Source organism: Thaumasiovibrio clandestinus (assembly GCF_047250365.1).
Lineage (GTDB): Bacteria > Pseudomonadota > Gammaproteobacteria > Enterobacterales > Vibrionaceae > Thaumasiovibrio.
On sequence record NZ_JBLBVL010000001.1, the window covers coordinates 20,505 to 46,365 of the forward strand.

Below are 25,861 nucleotides of genomic sequence, written 5' to 3' on the forward strand. Positions count from 1 at the left end.
TTCCTTATTGACTACTCGTCGTCCTGATCTCCAGTACGGATGTTATAAGACTCCGCCACTGGAATGACAAATACACGACCATCGCCTCGATTTCCCTCGCCTGTACGAGCCGCCCTTATAATTGTCTGAACCGCATCATCTTTCATGTAATCGTCGACCACGGTTAAGATCATCTCTTTCGGCAAATCTTTGTAACAAATGTCGCCAACCTTAAGTCCGTTTTGTCTACCCCGACCAATAACTGGCACCTTAGTCATGGCTTGAATATCCATATCGGCAAGTGCGTTAGTAACGTCGGTCATTTTTTCTGGGCGGATAATTGCTTTAACTAAAAACATAATGTCGTCCTCTCTAACAAATTTAAGCCTGTGAATGCGCTACTTTCGTGCGCGGTTCCGGTTCAATACCAAATGTGGCCTGAATGCCTGTTGGCACCAGATCATCGTTAACTTTTTTCCACTCAACCTGAGCTTCTTTCATGCCCATTGGTTGAAACAAGGGCTGCTTAACGACGAACTTCAGCCAAAGAACGGCATATACCAGAGTCAACACAACCATTATTCCAACCAGATTGTAAATTGCCTCTGCCATCTCAGGAACGGGAGCGATATTCAATATGCTATAGCCAATTCCCAACGAACCAAGGATCTGTGGAATGGGGTAAAAGCGAGTCTTGTATGGACGACGAGCCTTCGGGTAGCGGAACCTTAAAATGATGACATTAAGGTGAGCAATAATGTAACAGAATAACCACGCACAACATGCCGACAAAATATACACAATCAGATTCGGCGAATTAACGATGCCACCAAAGAAAAATGCAGCAATGCCTCCGGACATAAACAGAATGCCAATCCAAGGTGTTCGGAATCTAGGGTGAATCTTACGAAATGCCTTAGGTAACTCATGGCTTAAAGCCATTCCATACAGCATGCGTGGCACAACACCAATCACGGTATTAATGGTGCTGGCACTAGCAAAAATAGAAACGATGGAAATCCAGATCATGCCAGGTTTACCGAGTATCGCGAAGGCCATATCAATGTGCGGGTGATTCGAAGAAGCAAGTTGCTCTGCAGGTACGTACTTCAATGAAGCAAAGCCGTACACCAGGTTCACCGCAAAAATAACCACAAGGCCAGCTATCATTGCGCGTGGGATGTTTTTTTCTGCCTTTTTGGTTTCTTGAGCTAACGGGGTTACAAACTCAATACCGATATATAACCAAATGGCCAAGGCCGTTAAGCTAAACACACCGGTGCCCATCGCATTAAAAGGAATCTTTTCTATTTCTGGTGCGGGCAACGCACCTATTCCAGTTAGCCCAATCAGACCTAACAGCGCGATCGAAATGATCATTGTAAGCGTGAATACTATTTGCAGCCGCGCAAAAATATCGACCCCAACAATGTTCATCACCATTAGAAAGCCCAATATTAGCCCGCCGAGTAAAACAGGTGACAGACTTGGGAAGAAGGTTTCGGTCAGCACTGACCCTGCAACCGTTAGTTCAGCAGGCGCAGCCAACAAGTTTGGCACGAGATAGCCAAGTAACGTGGCGACAACAGCGGGTAGAGCCCCCATTGCAACACGCGTGTATGTGCGAATGCCGCCAGATGCAGGCATCATACATGCTAGCTCAGCATAGCTTTGCGCGGAAAAATGTTGCAGCAACCAAGCCGCAACCATTGCGATAACAAAGCCACCGCCCGCAATGCCCATCCCTTGGCCAAGTGAAACCAGTGTACTCGACGCTACGACGCAACCAACAGCAACCGCGAAGCACGACCAAAATCCAAGGACCTTTTTGAGGTTAGTACCCATTATGTATCTCCTTTACATATTTTGAGTGCTTAACTTAAGCACTCACGTTACAAGCAGCTAAACCGGACTGGTTTAAGTTAGCTTGCGCCCTACTTCCTTGGGCGTCACCGAGCTTGGATTCTTTCCAAGCATCGAGAAGACTGACTGGCAGCTCAGTGTTGATACTATTGACTGCCATCGTTCTTGTATTGAATTTTTGCGACATACCTTCTGAATAGTTGCTATATCAAGCTTGAGCAGTAAAACGTTCATAGCCGAGTCCGCTGATATCGATCGATGGGGTCTCATCACAAGCCAACTCAGCTAGCACGGTGCCCACGGAAGGTGCAATCCCGAAGCCATGACCGGAAAGTCCACACCCCAAAATTAACCCTGGAACATCGTTTACCTTACTGAGAACCGGTACTTTATCCTCACACCAATCAATGATGCCGACCCAGCTACGCACCACTTTCACGTGTTTCAACGCAGGTAGGTAACTAAGAATTCCTTCGCATGTTGCTGCGGTGGCTTCTATTGGCGTTTGGTCAGTATTGGAATTGATAAGGTCTGGATCTAAAGGAGAGCCACCACCGAAAACAAAGGAACCGTGAGTCGTCTGATGACCATAAAAGTCCGCCATAGCGGTACCCAGCATCTGATAAAACATCGGCGGCTGCGCATCAGTGATAAGCGTATCCAGAGCAATCGGCTTCATCGGTACATCAACGCCAACACTTTGAGAGATCCGTCTACTTTCAAGGCCTGCTGCCAGAACGATTCTGTCCGCGGCGAACTCTCCCGCTGTGGTCACGACCTTTTGCACTTTACCTGCCACCATATCTAGCGACAGCACATGCTGCTCGGTAAAAAATTGAACCCCAAGCTGAGACGCCCTGTTGTGGAAGGCCAGCGTTGTTTGCAATGGATTAGCATGCCCGTCGGTGGGACACCAACTCGCCCCGATCACCTCATCAGACAGGTGTGGGCAGATCTCTCTCACCTCTTCACCACTGATCATCTTCACATCGAGTCCTTGGTTGACCGCCGTTGCCGTCAACCCCTTGAGGATGTCGATATGTTCATCTGTTTTGCCCAGACGTAGGTTTCCATGCTGATAGTATTCCACGTCCGTCGCCAACTCCTCGGAAAGGTGCGGCCAGAGGTTTTGTACCCCAAACATCGCCATTGGAAGTTCACGTTTGTCCCGTCCAGACTGGCGCACACCACCTCCGTTTCGACCAGAGCCGCCGTAACCGAACACCTTGCTCTTTTCAAGAACGATGACCGACCTTCCCTTCTTTGCTAAATAGTAGGCGGTTGCACAACCGATGATTCCGCCCCCAATGATGATGACATCAGCATTTGTCTTCATTGTGTCTCTCTTTTTTCTTTAAACGCCATATTGGCGTACTGCTGGATACTTAAAGGTTTAAGTGGTGTGCGAACGCGAAGCGACCCAACGTCTGACATATCTAGCGAACAACGCTCTGCGATCATTTCCGACATCGTTGCCGCACACATGCGCCCCTGGCAGGGCCCCATCCCAGCACGCGTTTTGCCTTTGATTTGAGCTGGGTGACGTGCACCCTGAGCAATCGCTTCACGAATTTGACCCGCCGTGATCTCTTCACAGCGGCAGATAAGAACATCGTCATCCATCGGGCTTAGGGTTTGATGATTTGGTGGAAAGACATGGTCAAGGAAAGGACGGATCAAGGTTTCCTTATTCAATATTTTCTTATGCTCTAGCGCCAAATGGTCACGCTCAGCCTCATTGATCTTGTTCAATTTGAAAGCACTGTCGATAGCCGCTAGATGACCCTTGGCCGCCGCCATCGGCCCGCCACCAATGCCGGAGGCATCGCCTGCGATCGAAACGCCTTCCACACTGCTCTGTCCCCAAAGGTTAAGTGTTGGTCGCCAGTAACGCTGTGGCTCGTACCATTCATGCGCGCAATTAAGCGATTGACTAAGGCGTAAGTTGGGGACAACCCCTTCATGTAGCAAAATGGTTTTTGCAACGATGTCCACCTGCTTGCCCCGACAAGTAAAACGCAACCCTTCGGCTCGCTCCTGACCAATGACCTCGAGATCATGGCTGCCGATGTAGAGCGGCACACCAGCACGTCTCAACTTCAATCGCATCTGCAACCCTTTGATAAGATAGCTAATACGCAATAGAGCTTTAGGTAAGAAGGGAGATGCCTTGACGTAATCCATGAAGCTGGCCGTTTCGACCATCGCTGCGATTTCGACGCCGTTGTCAACTAAGTGACAAGCGGCTAACAACAATAACGGTCCGCTACCCGCTAAGACCACCGGGCCATCCGGAACCATATCGGCGGACTTAAACAGAATATCCGCGGCGGCTGCGCCCATCACACCGGGTAGCGTCCAGTTCTTCATGGGCACAGGGCGTTCAACCGCACCGATACTCAATAACATCCTTCGTCCACGAACACGCTGTGTGACCCCGGCAGACATTAGATCAACATCGAAGTTCTTAGCGATATTCAGAATCGTAGTGTTCGGCATGTAGGTAACATTTGATGCGCGAAACGACTCAATAAGTGGCTTTCCTGCAAAGTAGTCCTTACCGAGCACTTGGGCATTGTCAGGGTGGCTACGCTCCATCGAACGATATATCTGCCCACCGGGCTCGGGCTGTTCATCCACCACGAGCGTCTTTAGCCCTTGGCTTTCGGCAGTGACCGCCGCTGCTATTCCACCGGGGCCAGCACCAATAATAATAAGGTCGTAAACGTTAACCATTGACCGACACCTTCTTGCCATCTTGACGATTAACGACCATACCGTCGTGCACCTGAATGGAGCAGGCCTGCTGATTTGGAATACCATCGATCTCCATAAGACACTCGAAACAGACTCCCATCTGGCAGTATCCCGCGCGTTGGTCTCCGCTGATCGGCGAGGTTCGGTTGTGGCCCGCTCCCGCTGCCATTATCGAGGCTAAAACCATCTCACCCGGCGGAACCTGCAGCTTCTCACCTTCAAAGGTGATGGTCACGAGATCTGCCGTAGGGCTATTTTCATGTAACCTTTTCAACATACTTTACTCCTTACAGCTACAGAGGGCTCTCCGTAGTTGTTGTCACTTATTCGGCGCAAACTTCGCAGCCAAGCATCGCTTCGAGTTCAACTTCAACTAACTGGCAAGGGCGATTGAGTTTCGGGGTTTCAACCATGGTGAACAGCGGACGAACCTCCTTAAAAAATTCGCTATATGCCGCACCGACATCCTTCGCCTGCGCCATGTCGGTGACGTAAGCCTTAACTTTGTATACATCCTTTGCTTCCGCCCCTGCTCTCTCAAGCAGAGCAATAAATTTGACGAAAATGTATTGCGCCTGCTCATAAGCGGTTGTGCCGAAAACAGAGCCGTCCGGCTGGACAGCAGTAGTACCGCCAATATGGATTTTATTGCCTATCTTGACCATTCGGGAATAACCAGCAAACTCTTCGAGTGGAGACCCTGATGAATAATTGATGCGTTTCATCCTGCACCTCCTTATTTAAGTACCGGCTCATCCCAGAGGTTTAGAGAAACCCCAATACCTTTTTCAACCGCATTGCGATAAATCTTGGTTGCCCACGCAACATCTTCCACGGGCATACCGCCAACAGATAACACGACAATTTCATCTTCACTTTCACGACCAGGGGTAACACCCGCGACAATATCGCCGAGATCTTCAAGCTCATCGCTCGTTAATTTGCCCTCTTCAATGGCGTCCATGAAGCGCATGCCCACAAGTGGAATATGATTATGAGCAGGCTTCGGTACTTCTTCGAACCACGCCTCATACAATCCGGTGTTATCTAGAACCTTACGTATGCCTGCACCTTCCATACCCTCATCAAGTCGACAACTCGCCGGCATTGCTAGAAATGCGCCGGGTTTCACCCACTCGCGTTTCACTTCCGGATAAGTCATTGGGTCTCCGGTTTCTCCGGAATTGCAGTAGGTCACTAAGTCTGAGTCGCGCACAACATCTTCGATGGTATCGACGATCTGAACGTTTATGATCTGCGGGTATTCAACGGCAAGCCAAGTAATAAAGCTATCTAGGCTTGCTTTACCTCGACCTTTGATTTTGATCGTATCAACATCTGGGCATGCAGCCATAAAAGCAGCTACCGTCGTTTTTCCCATGACGCCAGGCCCTAGAAGACCAATCACTTTCGCGTCTTTACGCGCAAGATAGCGAGCCCCGACACCTGGGATGGCTCCGGTACGGTAGGCGGAAAGTAAGTTTGCCGACATATAGGCGAGTGGCGCACTAGTTTCGATATCATTGAGAATGAACATGAGAATGGAACGCGGTAAGCCTTTCTCACGATTGGCAATATTGGAGCCGTACCATTTAACACCACATGTTTGAAAGTCACCACCTAGGTAGGCTGGCATAGCCATTAAACGTCGATCCGCGGTTGGCTTTGGCATATTCGGGAAAGGAGACTCTTCCGGGAAAGTCACCATCGCACCGTGTGAATCACTATTTGGGCCCGCCATACGATAGTCCCCTTTTTGAAGAAGGACGAACATCTCTTCCATGGTATCGACACAGCCAGACATATCAGTTACGCCCGCTTTAATCATGTCTTGTTCAGAAAGGTATATAAAATCTATCTTTGTGTTATCTGACATATTCTCACCATATCCATATAGTTAATTTTGGCTTCTTGCCTCGCTCATATACCCATATTCGCCTGACCGTTATCGTGCCGATTGCTGGGGTATTCGTAGAGCAGCTGCTTTCGATACTATTGTTCGACACTAAATGTGTATTGTATTTTTGCGACATTGGCCTATGCATCATCGGTGAACAAGTTGGCATCTACTTTGCTTTAAGTATTTATCACTCAAGGATTAGAGGGCTAGATATGTCTGCTTCATCATTGCTATCAAGTATTTCAGGTATTCACTCAAAACAACCTTTTTTTGTCCTAAGTTCAGAGCAGTTTCTTACGCATTTATCGCCCGACAACCCAGAGATCTCCCACTTCTACAGTTTTAAAGCTGGCTTCTCTCAAGAAACGACGATAGCAATACCAGATGGCTGTATAGATATTGTGTTTGACTGTGATGCAAATTCACCTACTGGACAGGTTTGTGGAACAAGGTTAGAAGCTGGGGCCGTCGCGTTCGAACCCGGACACCGATACTTCGGCTTCCGTTTTGCGCCAGGTATATTCCCAGACTTTTTAGCCATTTCTGCTCAAGATCTTATTGGGCATGAATTTGATCTACATGATGTTACGAAAGACTCAGAGTTCCTACTCGAACAAGTGATAAACAGCGATAACTTTTCAACACAAATCAGTGCAGCAAAGCAGTTTTTAAAGAAAAAACAGCGACGAAAAACCTCTGAGTTAACCAATCAGATCATTACAAAGATTCGTCAGCACAAAGGAAATATTCAAATTCAGGATTTAGAACGCTTTTCTGGTTATACCTCGCGCACGCTACAACGTATGTTTAAGAATGATATTGGTCTAACTCCGAAAGGGTTCAGTCGTGCAATTCGTTGCCAATCAGCAGTTTATGATATTAACCATTGTCACGACCTGACCTTTTCTGAGCTTGCCGTCGACCTCGGATTCAGTGATCAATCCCATTTTCTCAGAGAGTTTAAAAAGTTAGTGAACGTCACCCCTTTGGAGTATCAAAATAGAGTGAAAGACAATACGTATTTAGAACGTATACACTGCTACTGATAGCGCAATATTGGTGCAAATTGCACCAATATTGGATCTGTGTGACAAATTTGCTTACCTCCGACTTAAACTTTTCCGACGCTGCTTTAGTTAGAGACAGGAAGGGATTACAATTTTTCGCTATCAACACTACTTCATATTGAACAATTCCGAAGGGCTAAAATAGCAACAGTATTTTGCCAGATATGTCGGTTCAAACCTTGAGTTTATAACCAAAGCAGTTGATCATTTCATAAAAGGCACAATTAAGGATTGTTATGAAGTATGCGAAGATCACTGGTTGGGGTAAATGCGTTCCACCAACTATTTTAAGTAACCAAGAACTGAGTCAGTTTGTAGATACCAGTGATGAATGGATTCGTAGCCGTACCGGAATCACCGAACGTCGAATCAGCCACGTCGACACCTCTGTTCTTGCCGAGCACGCTGCTAAAGATGCCCTATCCTGTGCTGGTGTTAATGCAGAAGAAATTGATCTGATTATTGTTGCGACCTGTTCACCTGACACGCTAATCCCAAACATTGCCTCCAAGGTACAACTGGCACTTGGGGCGCACAACGCTGCCGCCTTTGATCAAAACGCCGCTTGCACAGGCTTTCTCTACGGTTTAGAAACCGCTACCCGCATGCTACAAGCAGGACAATATCGTCATGCGCTGGTTATTGGCGCTGAAAGGCTCAGCTGGTTCCTCGATTGGAGTAAACGTGATACCGCTGTCCTATTTGGAGACGGTGCTGGTGCTGTCGTTCTAAGTCAAAGTGAAGAAGTGAGTGGTTTACAGCAAGCGAAATTAGGCTGTGACCCACAAGGTCGAGATATTCTTGGCGTGCCTAAGTTTGGTACTACCATGCAACGCTTTGATCCCATGGCTGGTTACTTCGAGTTTAATTTTATTGGTCGCGAAATCTTTCGCCGTGCTGTAAAAGGAATGACAGCAGCAGCGCACCATGTATTAACGGAAGCAAAACTTGAGAGTAGCCAGATTGATGTTGTGATCCCACACCAAGCCAACCTGCGTATCATTGAAGCACTGTGTGATTACGCCAAGATTCCCCTAGATAAAGCCTTTGTTAATATAGAAAAGTATGGCAATACCTCCGCTGCCACCGTCCCTATCGCGCTGTGCGAAGCGGTAGAACAAGGGAAAATTCAACCGGGACATACCATTCTTACAGCCGCTTTCGGAGCAGGTTTAACGTGGGGAGCCGGTATTATCCAGTGGGGCGATCGAGTAACACCTATCGATGCCACCAAACATTCGCTGCCACCATGTACTGAAACAGCAACAGAACTAATGGCTGAAGCCATTGAAAAGTGCCTAAGTCACACTCGCTAAGTCTTGCTTAAAATAAAGGCTACCCTAAACAGGGTAGCCTTTTTTATTTCACACTACTCAATAATCTACGAAGAAACACGTTGATAAGGTGACATTATTGCAACTCGGTTTCTTCCAGCCTCTTTAGCTTTGTATAGCGCATCATCGGCTCGCTGAATCAGCTCTTTGGCTGTTTCGCCTTCTAACTGTGCAACCCCTGCACTCAATGTCATTGAAATGTTCTCTGGCCACTCATGGTGTAGAACTTGATAACGGATGTTCTCTGCCAACTCGGTTGCTGATTCAATATCTCTGTTGGGGCAAAAGATAATAAACTCTTCGCCTCCCCAGCGGACAAAAACATCGTGTATATCAAGTAAACCAAGTGTTAAACGACAAAACTGACGTAAAACGTCATCACCACAAAAATGCCCATAACGACTATTAATTGCCTTAAAATGGTCTAAATCAATAAAAATGACAGAAAATGGGCGGTGGTGGCTATTACTTTGTTCCACCACTTGATCTAACCACTCTTGGACTGCTGCTCGATTTTTAATGCCTGTCAATGTATCCCGTTCGGCCAACGCGGCATACTTTTTGGCTTGCATGCTAAGATTCAGGTTCGTCATTCTTAGCCTTGCTTCACGCTGTGCGGTTAATGTGAAATTAGAACGAATATGCAAGTACTCATAACACAAAAAAACCACTGCACAGCTGATCCATAAAATGACCAAAACCTTAAATAATTCAGTTTCAGTTATCCAATAACCATGAAACGTAATTCCATTTAGCGACAGTGTGTATTCTCCCAAATTGACATAACTGCCTGTGGCTATTTCAATATGCGTAATATTGCTTAAGTCTGGTCCAGCATGTTCCAAATCGATGTTATAGTCTGCAATCCACCACGATAAAACATGAAAAGCATTAAGAGGAATAACGTTAATGCCTTGATTAATACCAGGTGCGTATTCAATAGCATTAAATTTCTGTGAAACTGGATCATCTTCTTTGGTATAAGCCGGGTGAGAGTTTCTTAAATAAACACGAATGCGTTCGTTTGGCTCAACCGAATAGTAATCTACATCCAAACTCATTGAATAGTAGTTACTTAAGTCGATTCCTTTTCCCTCTTTTTCTGGAACAATAGCAATTTCACAAAACGGATAGGTCGCGCCAACCCTTAATGTACAAGATATACTAGCCCCCTCCTCTTTTTGAACAATACTTACCTCTGAATTACCACCTTGCAAGCTATCGTCTATTTTAGTGAATCGCCATTCTGGCGGTTTAATGACAAGATCTCGTTGTGCACCTCCCGACCTATGCCAAACAATAATCGTGACAGTGAACAGTAGCAACGTCATCAGCAACTTTTTAAAAATTGCGTCTGATGTAGTAGGAATTCGAATTTCCATGTAAACACTCACACAGCTAAAAACAGGGAGATAATGGCAAAAGGCGGCATTCTTCGCAAACAAAAGATATTAAAAAAGCTGACTTAGTCAGCTTTTATGTTGAATTACCCAAAAATAACACTCTTAGGTATAATATATCGGCTTAGGCGATATTCAAAAAGGCTGCACCACGTACACCACCTGAATCACCATGCTTTGCTTTTAATAGTCTAGGAGGCTTAGCAACAGACAATAAATGCTTTTGCATACGCGCAGGAACCTGGCGATACAATTCATCAAAATTAGATAAACCGCCACCTAACACAATAACATCTGGGTCTAGCGCTGTGGCCAAATTGGCAAAGCAGATAGCAACAAGCTCAAGGTACATATCAACGAACTCGACCGCTTTCTCTTCTTCTGCTTGGAAGTTCTTAATGATGTCGATCGCTTTAAGTGATTCTTTATAGTAGTGAGCATACAGCATTTCAAAGCCGCGACCAGACAGATAGTTATCTAAACAACCTTTATTGTCACAACCACAATCAAACAGCGGAGCGTTCTCACCTAAGTGAAACCACGCATCAATCGGCAAACGCATGTGACCAACTTCACCTGCAACATGGTTTCTTCCAGAAAAAACTTTTCCGCTATAAATTAAACCACCACCAAAGCCAGTTCCCATGATAAGCCCAGCAACCGCATTCGCACCTTGCAGCTCTTCATCCCATGCTTCTGATAATGCGAAACAGTTTGCATCATTCTCGACTTTAACCTCACGGCCTAGTTCGGCTTCGAGATCTTTGCGTAATGGCTTTCCTTTTGCAGCAGCAATGTTCACCGTTAAAACATCACCTGTTTCTGCGTCTTCCATTCCCGGAAGGCCTAGTCCTACTTTTCCTTCACAACCAAACTCTGCATCGGCTTCGCGAACAATGGTCGCGATCGTCACAATCAGTTCACGATAATCAGTTGTAGGTGTCGGTACGCGTTTTGTTGCTACGCGGTTCAATTCTTGGTCAAACGCACCAAATTCAATTTTTGTTCCACCTACATCAAAGCCGTAATACATTTTGTTCTCCCTGAAATACATAAAATAAATCACAAAATTAGCGCGATTATCCCTAAACGACTTTACGCAAACTGTGATTTAGGGCAAAGATACCTTCTCTTTTTCGCAATATGGCTGAGACCGCTGCTTTATTCAACAGTTTGGAAGACACTTCGCATTAACACGCAACAAGATTTCGATTGTAAACGCTTCGTTTACCGAAATAACAATAAACAATACCGGGCAAGTAATAAAAGAAAGCACGACAATATGCCGTGCAGTTATTTACATACAATGGCAAACTCAGTTCAACGCACAAAGCGATTATAGACAAACAGCAAAATGAATGCGCCAATCGTCGCACTAATAATGCTACCAAAACTCAGCCCACCAGCCGTACCTAGACCAACCAATGAACCGAGAAAGCCACCAACAAATGAGCCACCAATACCAAGCAGCATGGTCATAACCCAACCACCACCATCGTTACCCGGCATTAACCATTTTGCCAACGCACCAGCGATCAAGCCTAATATGATCCAAGAAATAATACCCACAATGCCTCTCCTCTCTTCGTCGTTTCGAGTGAAGCATAGTTGAAGCAACCCTATCTATCGAATGAAAATAAACTGAATACAGACTCCCACAACACTTAGGCCAAACTGGCAATGTGCTCAGCCAAACGTGAAAGCGCACCATTTGGTGGAAGTTGCCGCTGGCGTTTCCCTGTTTGGTAATGCTCTCGAAATACATCGAACCACAGATCTAACGTTGCTGCATTATCGGGCTCTCCCAAGCGATCAACGATTCTCGCCGCCACTTCAGCGGTTGCCAATTGATTGTCCTTAGATGCTTCTCTTAGCTTAAAGCGAGATAGCTCGTTGGGAGATACCGAAAGCAATGGAAACTGATCCAAGTATGGGCTTTTCCTGAACATTTTTTTTGCCTCCTGCCAACTGCCATCAAGCAAAATAAACAAGGGTCGCTTGCCCTCTTCTAATGCAATGGCTTTACTTTCTCTATCTGGTGCATACTCCGCTGGAAAAATAACATAAGGCTGCCACTGAGGATCGGCTAGCAAGTTCAGCAATGCCGACTCTGGATTGGTTCTAGACCAAATATACGCAAAGCAGTCATCAAACAGGTCTGCTATCAATCGTCCGGTATTGCTCGGTTTTAGAACCTCATCATCGAACATAATAAGCAAAAATGCTGCCTGTGATTGTACATTCGGTTTATGTGAACAAATGCAAAGCCGCGAATGAACCATACAAGAACGGCAACGAGGTACATTTGCCCCTCGGGCATTAAATGGTTTTGTTGCACGTGCTAAACGCTCTTCATAAAGCCGATGGACAGCATGAACTTTCATATCTCGGGTTCCAAAACTAAAAACGCCAGCATAATACTGGCGTTTAGTAGGATAAGGAAGCCTAAGCGTTAAATCTGATATTGTTGGAGCAGTAAGTTTTGTGCTTTTGCTACCTTCGCTACTTGCTGTGCCCCAGATAATAACTGCACTAACTGTTCACTATTTACATTCGCTTGATGCGTTATTTGCTTAACGGAACGGCCCACTTCCGCTGACGCTTGTTGCTGTTGGTGAGTCGCTGTCGCAATTGTAACAATGGTTGTATTCATCGTCGCAATGATCGTATTAATCTGATTCATTGCCTGGTCGACATTTTCAGATAAGTGAACAGTTTCGATCATTTCCTCTCGGCTGGCTTTCATCGCATCATTGGCGTCAGAAGCTGCTTGATGTAATTTATCGATCGTGGCGCGAATTGTGTTTGTTTGATCATTCGTTTGCAACGCGAGCTTTCTCACCTCATCAGCGACCACGGCAAACCCCCTCCCTTGCTCGCCAGCCCGTGCAGCTTCAATGGCTGCATTCAAGGCTAATAGGTTTGTGTTTCCCGCAATGTTACTAATCAATTCAACAACATCAGTTATCTGTTGAACATGCTGGTCGAGTGCAAGCATACGTTGCTCGTTTATCGCAAACTGCTCATCCAGTTCCTTCAGCTTTTTCATACTCTCGCCAATTACCGCCACACCCTCGCAGACTAACGTACTTGCCTGCTCAGCTTCATGTTCAGACGTTATAGTACTAGTGACAATGTCACTAACAGAGGCTTCTAACTGAGAAATAGCAGACGATACTGATGTTAAGTCAACCGCTTGTTCGTTAATGACACGCTGTGAAGTGTTCGCGGCTGATAAACTCTTGGAAGAGGCCGAAAGCAATTCTTTACTATTCGCTAGCAGCGCTTTTACTGAACGATTATCGTTAGAAATAGACCGGTTTAAGTGCCTAGCTAATTGTGAAAACTCTCTTGGTGCATTTTCATTCGCTTTAACACAGAGATCACCTTGGCTTAAAGCAGTAATCGTGGCATCAATATCTCTTAACGCATTCGAGACTAACCGTTTAAGCCACGCCCCACTGACAAATGCCACCAACAACCCAATCCCAGACAACCCAATTAATAAACGTAACGCTTGATGATTGACGGTTAGCACACCTTGTTGTGCGTCCAAGATTAGAAGCTGTGATTCGCCAGCTATAGAGTCAATATTCATCATGAGCCGATCAAGTACTGTCTCCATTTCTTCACTACGCACTGATTGATCCTGTCGTAATTTCAGCATGGTTAACTTGGTATCGACAATAGCCTGTTTCTCAAATAGTGCATGAACCATCTCCATGGGCATCGATAAGCTAGGATACTGTGCTAATGAATCGTCGATGCGCAGTAACTCTTGCCACGCATAGTTCATGCCTGCCAAGTTTGTCGCTCTCAAGTTTCTTTTGTACTCAATTGCTTGGTTCAGTCCTGTTTCTGATAACAAACTAGTTAGCAGACTAGCCATTTCTAAAGAATGGTTAATAAAATTATTAAGATGGTTGATCGCATCAGGCTGTCCAGCATACAGCTCTGTTCCAATACGTACCATTTCAGAGCGAATAGAAGAGATCGCATAATCCATCGTTGGCTTGGCCTTGCTAACCTCTATTTCATGAGAAAGGAGCTCACTTTGATAATGCATAACATCACCAGCTATCTCAACAAGATGACCCAGCTCACTTCTCAGTTGATCTGTTTCCCTTTGTAGCCAAGGGATATTCTGTTGCAGTGATAACGTTTCTAACGTTGCAATGGCGTTAAGAACCGCTTGCACATTCTGTGTAAATAACGCATTAGCTGCATCTAATTCATCTTGGTCTAGACTATTTACTGCTTCTAATAAGCTGTGTTGAATAAGCAGCGCATTTTTCACAATGTGGGTACTGTGGTTAGATACTGGTAGGGCTTGGTGGGATAACAGTTCAAATTCCGCAGATATATTATTGAGGCCATGTGCTCCAGACAAAGAGAGCAATGCAGAAATGACAACAAATAAACACAATACCGCTTTAATACTCGCGGTTAAAGAAAATCGCTCTTTCTCGTTTGGTATAGCTTTTATTTTTTTCTTTATTAACATCCTTTTACCCTATAAAGTCAGAACCGTGAACTTGATTCCAACCCATAAAGTAAAGTTATTCCATGACAGTTTTATTTCATCTGTAGATCAAATCGCATTTATTCATTTATCGCCCAACCAGCGTCGAAATTACGCAACACTATCAGGCGATATTTTCAGCAATGGCTGAATCAAAGAGGTTTTTCACTAAGCTGATATAGTCTTCTAAAAACGCAATTTGCTCATTGGTTGGACATGATTGCCAAACTGATGATAAAACCTCATTCAAATCTTCCATCACTTTGTCTGCTTCCTGCATCAACTTAAAGCGAAAGTTACTCTCTAGATCCGGATTTTGACCGAATACCGCCATTAAGTTAGACGCTATCATATCCATGACAACATCCTCAATGGTCTCTTGGCCCACTTCACCAATATTCGATTCAAACAAATACAAATGCAATGTAAAGTACTCAATCAGTGCATTGTAGCCTTCCGACTCCACAACCATAACGAACATCACTCCAAAGTTGACAGAATAAAAGTCAAATATTCAACAGGTTAGGGTAACTATTAGTATGACACTATACAATCATCGTATTGCGTTTATGTAAGCTACCTCTCATCCATGTGGTACTAAATTTTATCAAAGTCTCGTTTAGACCACTGCGTCGCCAGCACCATGAACTTCGATACAGTTTCTGCCTTTCTCTTTTGCAATATATAGAGCATCATCTGCATAACGTAGCCACTCGTCTGCTGTGTGCACATCAGAATTGAAAAAAGCGATTCCTATGCTTATCGACACACGTATCTGCTCTGAACCACAAACGACCGTGGTAGAAGAAACTTTAATTCGCAACCTCTTAGCCAGTGCTTGTACGTATTCAGTGTTGGCCCCATCCACCAGCATGACAAACTCTTCGCCTCCATAGCGCCCCAACAATATCGACCTACCTGAAACACTCTTTAACGTCGCCGCGACATGCTTAATCACATGATCTCCAACCTGATGGCCATAGCTATCATTAATACGTTTGAAGTGATCGATATCCAACATCAGCAGTGCTGCCTGTCTCTTACCTTGATATCGATATCGCTGGTAAAACAGGTTAAAACGTTCCTCCCATGTGGTTCGGTTTAACAACTGTGTCAGGCCATCTGTTTGGCTCAATCGCTTGAGCTCTGCGTTGTTGCGATCCAAGCTTAAACGGCTCTTGGCAACATCAGAAACATCCACTATTTTTATACATACTGTTGTGACTTGACCTGATAAGTCATATAACGGTAAGAAAGCGATATCCTGATACATCATTTCATCCCCATTACTCAACGGGGAGAAGTTATCAAATGGGAAAATATGCGGGCGATTTTCCCAACTACTAAACGTTCTTATACCACTATTTAAAACACGCTGTATGTGTGCGTTCAACCATGGCTTTGGCAACGATGGGAACAACGTAAAAATATCCTTACCTAATGCTTTATCTGCACTAATTCCGCTATAAGCCTGCACAAACCTATTCCAGACCGACACTTGCAACTCGCTATTTACGACGATGATACCAGCATCAACATTGTCGATTACTTGCATTAGATTATGAAGCTGGGCGAATTCCGTACGACTCACTGGCTATACTCCAATAGCGTTTTCCACTTCATTGACGATTCCGGACTCATTAATAACAATACATCACACTTAAAGTCACTATTTTCTGACGTATAGGTAAACTCTATACTCAAGTATTGATCATGCTGCTTGTCGCTTATCTCACAACCGTCAGAATAAGTTAAGCGGGTCTTCTTAAGCATCATGGGTGGGCGCGCCGAAAACTCTATCCCAATCTGCTGCGATAATGAAAACAATAACGTGGAGATCAAGACACTTGCCAAATCGACTAGATTTTCTTCATCAGATGCAGAATAATCTTTATGGCAAAGTTTAGCGGTTAATGTTTGGCTATCGATGCCATGCATAGTAACCAAGGCTTCACCTTGCAATCCTCCCCCAACAAAACGCTGAGAAACGGCCAATACATCCGCATTATAACGAATATCTTCCTTTAACATCATCACAGCGCCGCTCGTGATATGATCAACCACTGGCACCGGCATATAAATAAATTCATCCAGTTGCTTGGCGATTAATGCTGCACTTTGTCCCAGCGCAATGTTACAAATCTCTTGCAGCTGAAGGCGGTAATCAACCCAGCTTCTATCACTGCTCAGCCTATATCGATCTAACTGGATGTATTTCGCTAAGACACGAGAGATATCTTCTGCACTAAAAGGTTTTGCCAAAAAATCAATTACACCTAACTCAAAACAGCGCTGTCTCGCTTGTTCTTGTACGTCTGCCGAAATCACAATGGTTTTAATTGATATTGACTTATCACGAAGAATCGACAAAAGAGTAAAACCATCCATTAATGGCATGGTGAGATCGAGTAGCAAGAGATCAAATTGAGTAGACGGCTCGCACAGGTGACTCAGCGCCTCAACCCCGTGTTGTGCCTGTACTAATGTCCATGTATCGGGAAGATAAGAGACCAACCGTTTACGAACAACCGGTGAATCATCACAAATCAAAACCCTCATACTCTCTCCTTGAGTAAATCATGAGTACTTTAACGAAAAGGTAAAACAATCAACTTAATATCAACATTAGCATTATGATATCAAGATTAGAATCTAAATTACCCAGTCTTCGAGGCAACGCAACTACGGCATATCGGTATCTTCTCCTTTGTGATAACTTGCAAAAACAATGTGTTACTTACTTCCCAATTCTTAAGTACCACAAAATGTTTTATAGCCATGATCATCATCACCAGGGGCATCTTGATAACGATGTGTGTTGCTTGTTTGTTTGTAGGGCGTTAAAAGCACAGAGAGGAAATTATCTACTGCTTTCGTATTCCTTTGTTTGTCGCATCCTGAAAGGGTCGCTTCTATATGGTGGTTTCTTGGAATGACGCGCGGATTAGCGGCTTGCATGTTCTCAACGACTTTAGACCCAGAGCTCTGCGTTACCCCTTGCCATTTGCTAAGTAGACTCTTTCCCAACCACAGCAAGTCAGTATCGACCGTTGCTTGTCCTGCGACCCTTGTCGACAAATTGTCTGTTAGGGCTGTAAAGAATTGGGTGTAATCGCATTTATTTGCTGTCATTGATTGCACTATCTCATCAACCAGTGAGTTTTGATCAAACAAAGTTGGCTTATCGTCGCTTAAACCCAACTTTGTTTTCATCATTTGATAGTAGGCAGCGTGGTATTTTGAAGTAAAGCCTTCAATCACCGGCCCCATTTTCTCAATAGCTGCATGTGTATTTTCAGACACAAGACTTAGCAAGCTCTCCGCTAAGCGGGCCAAGTTCCATTGCGCGATATACGGTTGATTACCAAAACAGTAGCGCCCTTCTGTATCAATCGCGCTATAAACAGTGCGAGGATCATAACGCCCCAGCATGGCGCAAGGGCCGTAATCTATTGTCTCTCCCGATATCGTCATATTGTCTGTATTCATCACGCCATGAATAAACCCAACGCGCATCCATGCAATGATTGTCTCAATTTGTTTATCGATCACGGCTTCTAAAAACAACACAGCACTGTCCGATGCCAAAGGGTCGATATGAGGAAAATGGCGCTGTATCGCAAACTTTTGTAACCGCTCTAACGCCTGTTTATCACCCAAAGAAGCGACATATTGAAAGGTACCAATGCGAAGATGACTCGACGCAACGCGGGTGACAATCGCACCGGGCACTTCCCTATCTCGCCAAATAGACTCACCACTGCTAACCACTGCCAATGTTCTACTGGTTGGCACACCCAAGGCATGCATCGCTTCACTCATTATGTACTCACGTACTGCTGGCTTTAATGCACAGCGCCCATCCCCTTGTCGAGAGAATGCCGTGCGCCCAGAACCTTTAAGCTGTAATTCAACATGTTTACCCGCCGTGGTTATCGCCTCACCTAATAAGTGAGCACGACCATCACCTAACCTAGGGGTGTAGTGCCCGAATTGATGCCCTGCATAGGCTAATGCTCTCGGCTCTGAACCTGGTAATAGTCGATTCCCTGAAAAATAGTGCTCTGCTTGCTGGACAACCTGTGGTGCAACATTTAACGCTGCCGCTAACGGGGCGTTCCACAAAAGACGCTGTGGATCATAAACGGGCTCGGGATCAATGCGCTGACAAAGAAAATCGTCCAATTGCTGGTAGGCGTTAGTTATTACCATCATTACACTTCAAGTAGTTAAATGCTAACTAGAGCTTATAACACGAATGTAGTTCGTGCTTTTGTGAGCAATGAAATAGAGTTTATATCTAACGATACAAATAGAAAAAGCCCTGAGTGACAGGGCTTTTATTTAGTTATGTATCACTTAAAACTGATCACTACCACTATCAACAAATAGCGCTATTCACACCTTGTTCTAGTAGCCAAGCCTGCATACGTGGTGACTTAGGCAGATGGCGGTTAACAATTAAACACGGTTTACTGACGTGTTTCGTTGCTTTCATCCCCATTAATAACAATTCCAACACTGCTTCATTCTGCTCATCATAAAGATAGGTTAATGCCGAATTTGATAAGTCCAAACCCTGCGCATACTGAGCAATGTTATCGGTGTCGATAATCAAGCCATCGACATATTGAAGAAACTTGCTCGCCAAGATTAAGTTTGCTGGCAAGTCTGCCTTCAACCACACCTTAAGCTGATTCGCGCCACGACACAGCCCCTGTTCCGCCAAAATATCAATCATGCTCGCCGCCTCACTCAGGGTACGAACAAATGGCACAACAACCTGAACCTTGTCAGCACCAAGCAATTGTTGGCAACGTTTTACCACTTCACAATCAAGGTTAAACCCTGTGCGATAGCTTTCATGGCGAAAACGCACCACTCCACGAATACCCAGCAACGAGTTTGGTTCAGTCTGCGTTGGTGCCCCTAATAAATGTGACAACGTATCTTGAGGCTCTGACGACAATTCAATACGGCAAGCCATATTCGGGTTAGCATCGTATAGCGCCTTGATGTGGGCTGCGAGTGTTGCGACATAATATTCCGCCACCCCCTCATCCCCTTGACAATGAGCAATGATTGCCTGTTGTTGATCCACATCTAACGCAGAAAAATTGGCTATCGCATAGGGGTGAACACCAATGATTTTCATTGCTAAGCGTTCGAGCGACACCAACGCCAAGCCAGCATCTTCAGGTGCCTGCTCTCGAGGGTACAATGAAAGAAAATCGATATCGGTTTCAGAAAGTTTAATCATACTACTCACATCCTTTTGCATAGTAAGGCGTTGACGTTCGGCACGCGAGAGTCAGTTCATAACCCTGTTTACTCAAACTATGCCTCTATAAATCTGCCTCAATTAATCCAATTGACATTACCTATGCAAACAAATACAGGCAAGTATTTTTACTCAATGGGCTAAAATATTGTTCAACATTCCGACAAACGAGCACTGATTCATAACAATGACATAGTAATTTACCGCCAAAACAATATGCAGATCGATAAGCTGTGTTAACATCGTGTCAATTGTAATGTCAACTTACTGACTTAAACTCAAAAAACACCGTTCAGAGAAGAAGAGCTATGACTGTAGACTTATCCCTAATCCCAAATGTATTTGATGCTGGTCACGTCGGCCTAGCTGGATTGAGTGTGGCGCTATTGGCCCTTTACATCACAAAAAAAGGAAAGGCGGTCGAAATTGAAAAAACCGTTGAAGTTGAGAAAATCATCGAAAAACCGGTAGAAAAAATCGTTGAAGTCGAAAAAGTCGTTGAGGTGGAAAAAATCATCGAGAAAATCGTTGAGATCGAGCCACAAGTAAAAGCTACCTCGCCAGATTCAGCGCTACAACTGTTGTCACTGCTTCAAAAAGAGGCGCGATTCATCGACTTTACCCAAGAAGATTTAAGCGGGTTTCAAGATGCTGAAATCGGTGCTGCTGCACGTGTCGTCCACGAGGGCAGCCAAAAAGTGATGAAAGAGTACTTTTCCCTTTCTCCTGTACGTAGTGAAGAAGAAGAGAGTCGCGTTACTTTACCGGAAGGGTTTGATAGCCAAAGTGTGCGCTTAAGCGGCAATGTTGTTGGGCAAGCCCCATTTACTGGCACACTATTGCACCGCGGCTGGAAAGCAGACAACGTTAATCTTCCTAAGATTGCAGATAACCATAATACCGCTATCGTAGCTCCAGCCGAGGTGGAATTATGAGTTCAGCCCAATTCAGTATTGGTATTGATTTAGGTACAACACACAGTGTTCTCTCCTACACCCTACTAGATGACGAAGATCATGGGGTGGAAACCCTCGAGATCCCACAGTTAACTGGGCTTGGACAAGTTGAAAGTAAAGCGCAACTACCATCTTTTATCTACCAGTACCACGATGCAGAGGTTCAGCAAGGCGATCTCAACTTGCCTTGGGCAACCCAACCCACCTACCTTACTGGTGAAATTGCTCGACAGCTCGGTAGTAAGACTCCCATCCGCTTGGTAGCCAGTGCAAAAAGCTGGTTATGCCATGGCGGCGTGAATCGACGCGACGCCTTTTTGCCTCAAGGTAGCCCTGAAGAGGTAGCGAAAGTCTCCCCCTTCAATGCCAGCCTCGCTTTTCTAGAGCATTTAAAATCAGCATGGGAGCACGAGTTTCCCGATGCACCGCTCGCCGAGCAAGACGTTACATTAACGGTACCAGCCTCTTTTGACCCAGCAGCGAGAGATCTCACCGCTGAAGCGGCACGCCAACTCGGATTGCGCCATCTAACATTGCTCGAAGAGCCTCAAGCAGCCGTTTATAGCTGGATCAAAAACCACAACGACAGTTGGCGTGATCAAGTCAATGTCGGCGATATCATCTTAGTGGTTGATATCGGTGGTGGTACGACAGACCTATCGCTAGTAGAAGTGACCGAAGATGATGGCAATCTCAGCCTGAACCGAATTGCCGTTGGCGATCACATCCTACTTGGCGGTGACAATATGGACTTGGCATTAGCCTATCGTCTGAAGATGAAGCTAGCGCAAGAAGGTAAACAACTGCAGCCATGGCAAGTATTGGCGATGACGCAAGCTTGCCGTGATGCCAAAGAGACCCTACTTGATGACAACGATGTGTCGTCAGTACCCATTGTGGTACCAAGCCGAGGTTCAAAATTAATCGGTGGAACACTGCAAACAGAGCTAACTCGCGAGGAAGTGACAGCGTCACTCGTTGAAGGTTTCTTCCCTCAAACCGCTGTGAGTGAACATCCACAAGAAGCACGCCGTGGCGCCTTAACACAAATGGGCCTTCCTTATGCACAAGACGCGGCAGTAACCCGCCACATTGCAGCCTTCTTATCTCGTCAGGCGCAATCTATCGAACATAGCGCGGGTTTTATTAAACCAACAGCAGTATTGTTTAACGGTGGCGTATTAAAATCAGGCGTTATTTCTCAACGCCTATTGAGCACGATAAATGGCTGGTTGACTAACAGCGGTGCTAACGAAGTGAAAAACCTGAGTGGGATCGATCTAGATCTCGCAGTATCAGCTGGTGCAGCCTATTTTGGTAACGTACGACAAGGCAAGGGCGTACGAATTCGCGGTGGCATTGCTAGCAGCTACTATGTTGGCATTGAAAGCGCGATGCCTGCGATACCTGGCATGGCACCACCGATGGAAGCACTGTGTGTCGCCCCGTTTGGCATGGAAGAAGGTGCTTATACCGCAGTACCTAGTCAAGAGTTTGGTTTGGTGATTGGCCAGCCCGTTCACTTCCAGTTCTACGGTTCGACAGTGCGACGTGAAGACCCAGCGGGAACTCACCTTGACTATTGGCAGCCAGAAGAGTTAGAAGAGCTGCCAGAAATCCAAGTCACACTGCCAGTTTCCGATGGTCGCACTGAAGGTGAGGTGGTGCCTGTTACGTTAGCTTCTTATGTTAGCGAAATCGGCACACTACGCCTAGAAGCCATAGCTGCAGATAATGGTCAAAAATGGCAAGTGGAGTTCGACGTCCGCGAGGCCTAAAAGATGAGGCCGTACGTCACGCATGTGTCGTACGGCCCTTATTAACACCACAATATCCAAATCCATCAAGCACAACATTAACAACATTAATTACTATACTTGCCCAGCGATTTTTAACGTGATGGAGCCACTATGTCATCAACGACTCAATATTACGTAGGCATCGACCTAGGTACCACAAACACCGTGGTCGCGTATAGCCACATCAATGATACAAATAAGCAAATTAACATCTTTCCTATCGATCAATTGATTGGCCCCGGAACGGTAGCACGACGCAATATTCTCCCCTCTTTCCGTTATCACCCTGCCGCTGGCGAAATCGCTGAAAGCGATCTCACCTTGCCTTGGCAACTTAAGCCTGTCGACGGTGACTTTTCCCATCAAATTGTTGGGGAGTGGGCCCGCGAACTCGGCAGCAAAGTGAGTGGACGCCAAGTGACCAGTGCCAAAAGCTGGCTTTCTCATCAAGGCGTCGATCGCAATGGTCCAATATTGCCTTGGGCCGGAGCGAGTGATGTAAACAAAATCTCTCCTGTTGTAGCAACAGCCAGTTACCTCAACCATATTCACCAATGCTGGAACTACCATCATGGTGAAACACCACTGGCACAACAACACGTTGTACTCACTGTCCCCGCCTCTTTTGATGAATCAGCACGCCAGCTAACACTCGATGCCGCCAAACTGGCTGGACTAGCCAATGTTCGCTTGCTCGAAGAGCCGCAAGCGGCATGTTACGACTGGTATCAACGCCACCAAGCCACTGCAAAAACAATCTTACATCATGCCCCTCTCATACTGATTTGTGATGTAGGCGGTGGCACAACGGACTTTAGTTTGATCGCTGCCTCTACAACAAATGATGAATTAACCTTATCGCGTATCGGTATTGGCGAACACCTTATGCTTGGCGGCGACAATATCGATTTGACATTAGCTCATTATGCTGAACAACAAATTTCGCCAACAAAAAACATTAACGCAGCCAACTTAGCAAGGCTGATCCAACAAACAAGAAAGAGTAAAGAGCAGTTACTCGCCCTTAATGCCCCAGCAACCAGCAAAATAACCTTACTTGGAAGAGGGTCTGGACTCATTGGTAACAGTCGCAGCATTGAGTTACAGCGTAACAAGGTGCAGTCACTGGTTCTTGATGGCTTTATGCCACAATGTGAATTACGCGCTATGCCACAAGCAACACGCGCTGCAGTGCAAACCTATGGCCTACCTTATGCCAGCAACCCCGCCATTAGTCAGCATATTGCCCATTTTATCGATCTGCACCAACCGTCCATCCATCAAGCGTTAGGGTTGGATGATACGACTGCAACCCAAATCCCAAGTGCTGTGTTATTTAATGGTGGCTTCTTTAATAGCGAACGACTAAAACAAGCAACAATTGACTGCATTGAACAGTGGAGCGATGCCGTTCTGACCGAACTCGACAACCCTCACCCGGATCTGGCGGTTGCTCGAGGCGCTGTCTGCTACAGTTTTGCCCGCCAAGGTCAGCTATTGAAAATTGCAGGGGGAGCCGCAAGAAGTTACTTTTTAGAAGTAAAAACCAATCAAGGCGCTAAACAAGCACTTGCTTTGCTGGCCAGAGGTAGCGAAGAGGGTCAAGAGTTTCACCTGACTGGGCGTCAGTTTGCGCTTTCACTTGGTCAACCGATCAAGTTTCAAATCATGACCAGCAACAAAGATCATCAATACCCAACCGGAAGTTTAACGGCCATTGATGACAGCTTTAACTATCTACCTCCGCTAATCGTTACCCTCGACGATGAAAAAGCAGCAAACTCGACACAGGGCTACCATGAAAAAGTCACCTTGGTCAGCCATTATGACGAGTTAGGTTTAGTTAAAGTTGAATGCGTTAGCACATCAAGACAAGCGCGTTGGCAGCTAGAGTTTGAAGTTCGTCAACAGAACATCGAAGAATATACAGAAGACGAACAGAGCCCAGTCTATGATGCCGTTGATTTGATAAATCAAGCGTTTGGTAATACCCCTCCTAAAGATAATACGATAGCCAAAACGCTTCGCCCAAAGTTGGAGCAACAACTCGGCCAGCGAGAGCACTGGGACACGACGATACTGCGTGAGCTTGCGACACCGCTGCTCGCTGGAAAAAAACGCCGTCGGCGTTCCGAACAACATGAAAGGGAATGGTTAAAGCTGACCGGACTTTGTTTGCGACCTGGGTTTGGAGCCCCTGCCGATGAGTGGCGTATGAGTGAGGTTTGGCCACTATATCAACAAGGTATCCACTTTACATCGTCTCGAAACTGGGCAGATTGGTGGATCTTTTGGCGGCGTATCTGTGGGGGTTTAAATCGTGCACAACAACACACCATTTTTAGCGACATTCAAAAGTACTTACAGCCAAATGCTAACCGCAATAAAAAGTTGCTCGCAGAGAAACAGGCAAAGGGCTACGAAGAGATGGTTCGTTTAGCGGCATGCTTAGAAAAAATCGACCTCGATAAAAAGATGTCGATGATCGAATGGTTGTTTAGCCATTTAGAAAAATCACAATACCAACAAGCCCATTGGTGGGCAGTTGGGCGCATCGCATCTCGGTATGCGCTATGTGGAGAAGCAGATAAACTGATGCCAGCAACGCATACCTCGTTTGTTCTGCAAGCGTTACTAGAAGAAGACTGGCGCAAAGAGCCCTATATCGCTTTTGCTGCAGTCATGATGAGCAGGAAAACCGGTGACAGAAATATTGATATAGATGAAGATTTGCGCAAGAAAATAGAGCATAAATTAGCCCAATCTAAATGCCCGAAACGCTGGCTGGACCTCGTCAACCAAGTGAAAAATCTTGAAAATAGCGAGTCTCAACGGTTGTTTGGCGATAGCTTGCCGACAGGGTTAACGCTCATTCATTAATAGAGCGAACAAGCAAAAGTAATGCCCGGGATTAGATTTTATAATTTCAGGGCGTTATTTGAGCAGTTATTCGCGTTATATCACATTTTTTTGCCCGTTACAGCATCGCTGCACAATTGTCGG

At 45.5% G+C, this 25,861-nt stretch carries 22 protein-coding genes; 5 read left to right on the top strand and 17 right to left on the bottom strand.

Annotation, left to right across the window (positions count from 1 at the left end; all coding sequences use genetic code 11):
- Positions 1-11 precede the first annotated feature (11 nt).
- The 7 genes from ACKLNH_RS00100 to ACKLNH_RS00130 form a co-directional block, all read right to left on the bottom strand.
- Positions 12-338, bottom strand: coding sequence for a P-II family nitrogen regulator (locus ACKLNH_RS00100; protein ID WP_413110211.1), 327 nt, complete (start codon positions 336-338; stop codon positions 12-14).
- Between the two features lie 22 nt (positions 339-360).
- Positions 361-1,824, bottom strand: coding sequence for an APC family permease (locus ACKLNH_RS00105; protein ID WP_413110212.1), 1,464 nt, complete (start codon positions 1,822-1,824; stop codon positions 361-363).
- Between the two features lie 226 nt (positions 1,825-2,050).
- Positions 2,051-3,178 (bottom strand): NAD(P)/FAD-dependent oxidoreductase, encoded by a 1,128-nt coding sequence (locus tag ACKLNH_RS00110; RefSeq protein WP_413110213.1) that lies wholly within the window; start codon positions 3,176-3,178, stop codon positions 2,051-2,053.
- A complete protein-coding gene (locus tag ACKLNH_RS00115; protein ID WP_413110214.1) occupies positions 3,175-4,578 on the bottom strand; it encodes an FAD-dependent oxidoreductase in 1,404 nt (467 codons plus the stop codon). Before ACKLNH_RS00115 ends, ACKLNH_RS00110 begins: the two co-directional genes overlap by 4 nt.
- Positions 4,571-4,873: a (2Fe-2S)-binding protein gene (locus ACKLNH_RS00120; protein WP_413110215.1), complete on the bottom strand. Its 303-nt coding sequence runs from the start codon at positions 4,871-4,873 to the stop codon at positions 4,571-4,573. The genes ACKLNH_RS00115 and ACKLNH_RS00120 overlap by 8 nt, the downstream gene beginning before the upstream one ends.
- A gap of 49 nt (positions 4,874-4,922) precedes the next feature.
- Positions 4,923-5,324 (bottom strand): Rid family hydrolase, encoded by a 402-nt coding sequence (locus ACKLNH_RS00125; protein ID WP_413110216.1) that lies wholly within the window; start codon positions 5,322-5,324, stop codon positions 4,923-4,925.
- An 11-nt stretch (positions 5,325-5,335) separates the two neighbouring features.
- Complete coding sequence (locus tag ACKLNH_RS00130) at positions 5,336-6,475, bottom strand: ornithine cyclodeaminase family protein (protein WP_413110217.1); 1,140 nt, start codon at positions 6,473-6,475, stop codon at positions 5,336-5,338.
- A gap of 236 nt (positions 6,476-6,711) precedes the next feature.
- On the opposite strand from ACKLNH_RS00130, the gene ACKLNH_RS00135 reads away from it, so the two are divergent.
- Together ACKLNH_RS00135 and ACKLNH_RS00140 are read left to right on the top strand one after the other, a co-directional pair.
- Positions 6,712-7,545 (top strand): helix-turn-helix domain-containing protein, encoded by an 834-nt coding sequence (locus tag ACKLNH_RS00135; RefSeq protein ID WP_413110218.1) that lies wholly within the window; start codon positions 6,712-6,714, stop codon positions 7,543-7,545.
- A 257-nt stretch (positions 7,546-7,802) separates the two neighbouring features.
- The gene (locus tag ACKLNH_RS00140; protein WP_413110219.1) at positions 7,803-8,882 is read left to right on the top strand and encodes a ketoacyl-ACP synthase III; all 1,080 of its coding nucleotides are present in this window, start codon (positions 7,803-7,805) and stop codon (positions 8,880-8,882) included.
- A gap of 65 nt (positions 8,883-8,947) precedes the next feature.
- On the opposite strand, the gene ACKLNH_RS00145 is transcribed toward ACKLNH_RS00140, so the two are convergent.
- The 10 genes from ACKLNH_RS00145 to ACKLNH_RS00190 form a co-directional block, all read right to left on the bottom strand.
- A complete protein-coding gene (locus ACKLNH_RS00145; protein ID WP_413110220.1) occupies positions 8,948-10,282 on the bottom strand; it encodes a GGDEF domain-containing protein in 1,335 nt (444 codons plus the stop codon).
- 142 nt (positions 10,283-10,424) lie between these two features.
- Complete coding sequence (gene nagK, locus ACKLNH_RS00150) at positions 10,425-11,333, bottom strand: N-acetylglucosamine kinase (RefSeq protein ID WP_413110221.1); 909 nt, start codon at positions 11,331-11,333, stop codon at positions 10,425-10,427.
- A 287-nt stretch (positions 11,334-11,620) separates the two neighbouring features.
- Positions 11,621-11,869, bottom strand: a complete 249-nt coding sequence (locus tag ACKLNH_RS00155) for a GlsB/YeaQ/YmgE family stress response membrane protein (RefSeq protein ID WP_413110222.1) — start codon at positions 11,867-11,869, stop codon at positions 11,621-11,623.
- Between the two features lie 95 nt (positions 11,870-11,964).
- Positions 11,965-12,684, bottom strand: a complete 720-nt coding sequence (locus ACKLNH_RS00160; RefSeq protein ID WP_413110223.1) for a tRNA-uridine aminocarboxypropyltransferase — start codon at positions 12,682-12,684, stop codon at positions 11,965-11,967.
- Between the two features lie 68 nt (positions 12,685-12,752).
- Complete coding sequence (locus ACKLNH_RS00165) at positions 12,753-14,804, bottom strand: methyl-accepting chemotaxis protein (protein ID WP_413110224.1); 2,052 nt, start codon at positions 14,802-14,804, stop codon at positions 12,753-12,755.
- Positions 14,805-14,946: 142 nt separating this feature from the next.
- Entirely contained in the window at positions 14,947-15,294 is a 348-nt protein-coding gene (locus ACKLNH_RS00170) for a DUF3802 family protein (protein ID WP_413110743.1), read from the bottom strand.
- Positions 15,295-15,441: 147 nt separating this feature from the next.
- A complete protein-coding gene (locus ACKLNH_RS00175; protein WP_413110225.1) occupies positions 15,442-16,413 on the bottom strand; it encodes a sensor domain-containing diguanylate cyclase in 972 nt (323 codons plus the stop codon).
- A complete protein-coding gene (locus tag ACKLNH_RS00180; protein WP_413110226.1) occupies positions 16,410-17,381 on the bottom strand; it encodes a response regulator in 972 nt (323 codons plus the stop codon). The genes ACKLNH_RS00175 and ACKLNH_RS00180 overlap by 4 nt, the downstream gene beginning before the upstream one ends.
- Positions 17,382-17,573: 192 nt before the next feature.
- Positions 17,574-19,037 carry a protein adenylyltransferase SelO gene (locus ACKLNH_RS00185; protein ID WP_413110227.1) on the bottom strand — a complete coding sequence of 488 codons (1,464 nt, stop codon included), beginning with the start codon at positions 19,035-19,037 and terminating at the stop codon, positions 17,574-17,576.
- 166 nt (positions 19,038-19,203) lie between these two features.
- The gene (locus tag ACKLNH_RS00190) at positions 19,204-20,082 is read right to left on the bottom strand and encodes a putative PEP-binding protein (RefSeq protein WP_413110228.1); all 879 of its coding nucleotides are present in this window, start codon (positions 20,080-20,082) and stop codon (positions 19,204-19,206) included.
- A 329-nt stretch (positions 20,083-20,411) separates the two neighbouring features.
- Here ACKLNH_RS00190 and ACKLNH_RS00195 point away from each other — a divergent pair, with 329 nt between their 5' ends.
- From ACKLNH_RS00195 to ACKLNH_RS00205, 3 genes are all read left to right on the top strand, one after another.
- Complete coding sequence (locus ACKLNH_RS00195) at positions 20,412-21,038, top strand: DUF2760 domain-containing protein (protein ID WP_413110229.1); 627 nt, start codon at positions 20,412-20,414, stop codon at positions 21,036-21,038.
- Positions 21,035-22,837, top strand: a complete 1,803-nt coding sequence (locus ACKLNH_RS00200; RefSeq protein ID WP_413110230.1) for an Hsp70 family protein — start codon at positions 21,035-21,037, stop codon at positions 22,835-22,837. The genes ACKLNH_RS00195 and ACKLNH_RS00200 overlap by 4 nt, the downstream gene beginning before the upstream one ends.
- A 132-nt stretch (positions 22,838-22,969) precedes the next feature.
- Positions 22,970-25,738 (top strand): Hsp70 family protein, encoded by a 2,769-nt coding sequence (locus tag ACKLNH_RS00205; RefSeq protein ID WP_413110231.1) that lies wholly within the window; start codon positions 22,970-22,972, stop codon positions 25,736-25,738.
- Positions 25,739-25,861: the final 123 nt, after the last annotated feature.

Coding starts and splice junctions, on each gene's coding strand:
- ACKLNH_RS00100 (WP_413110211.1), bottom strand. CDS start 338: ATGTTTTTAGTTAAAGCAATTATCCGCCCAGAAAAAATGACCGACGTT.
- ACKLNH_RS00105 (WP_413110212.1), bottom strand. CDS start 1,824: ATGGGTACTAACCTCAAAAAGGTCCTTGGATTTTGGTCGTGCTTCGCG.
- ACKLNH_RS00110 (WP_413110213.1), bottom strand. CDS start 3,178: ATGAAGACAAATGCTGATGTCATCATCATTGGGGGCGGAATCATCGGT.
- ACKLNH_RS00115 (WP_413110214.1), bottom strand. CDS start 4,578: ATGGTTAACGTTTACGACCTTATTATTATTGGTGCTGGCCCCGGTGGA.
- ACKLNH_RS00125 (WP_413110216.1), bottom strand. CDS start 5,324: ATGAAACGCATCAATTATTCATCAGGGTCTCCACTCGAAGAGTTTGCT.
- ACKLNH_RS00130 (WP_413110217.1), bottom strand. CDS start 6,475: ATGTCAGATAACACAAAGATAGATTTTATATACCTTTCTGAACAAGAC.
- ACKLNH_RS00135 (WP_413110218.1), top strand. CDS start 6,712: ATGTCTGCTTCATCATTGCTATCAAGTATTTCAGGTATTCACTCAAAA.
- ACKLNH_RS00140 (WP_413110219.1), top strand. CDS start 7,803: ATGAAGTATGCGAAGATCACTGGTTGGGGTAAATGCGTTCCACCAACT.
- ACKLNH_RS00145 (WP_413110220.1), bottom strand. CDS start 10,282: ATGGAAATTCGAATTCCTACTACATCAGACGCAATTTTTAAAAAGTTG.
- nagK (WP_413110221.1), bottom strand. CDS start 11,333: ATGTATTACGGCTTTGATGTAGGTGGAACAAAAATTGAATTTGGTGCG.
- ACKLNH_RS00160 (WP_413110223.1), bottom strand. CDS start 12,684: ATGAAAGTTCATGCTGTCCATCGGCTTTATGAAGAGCGTTTAGCACGT.
- ACKLNH_RS00165 (WP_413110224.1), bottom strand. CDS start 14,804: ATGTTAATAAAGAAAAAAATAAAAGCTATACCAAACGAGAAAGAGCGA.
- ACKLNH_RS00170 (WP_413110743.1), bottom strand. CDS start 15,294: ATGGTTGTGGAGTCGGAAGGCTACAATGCACTGATTGAGTACTTTACA.
- ACKLNH_RS00180 (WP_413110226.1), bottom strand. CDS start 17,381: ATGAGGGTTTTGATTTGTGATGATTCACCGGTTGTTCGTAAACGGTTG.
- ACKLNH_RS00185 (WP_413110227.1), bottom strand. CDS start 19,037: ATGATGGTAATAACTAACGCCTACCAGCAATTGGACGATTTTCTTTGT.
- ACKLNH_RS00190 (WP_413110228.1), bottom strand. CDS start 20,082: ATGATTAAACTTTCTGAAACCGATATCGATTTTCTTTCATTGTACCCT.
- ACKLNH_RS00195 (WP_413110229.1), top strand. CDS start 20,412: ATGACTGTAGACTTATCCCTAATCCCAAATGTATTTGATGCTGGTCAC.
- ACKLNH_RS00200 (WP_413110230.1), top strand. CDS start 21,035: ATGAGTTCAGCCCAATTCAGTATTGGTATTGATTTAGGTACAACACAC.
- ACKLNH_RS00205 (WP_413110231.1), top strand. CDS start 22,970: ATGTCATCAACGACTCAATATTACGTAGGCATCGACCTAGGTACCACA.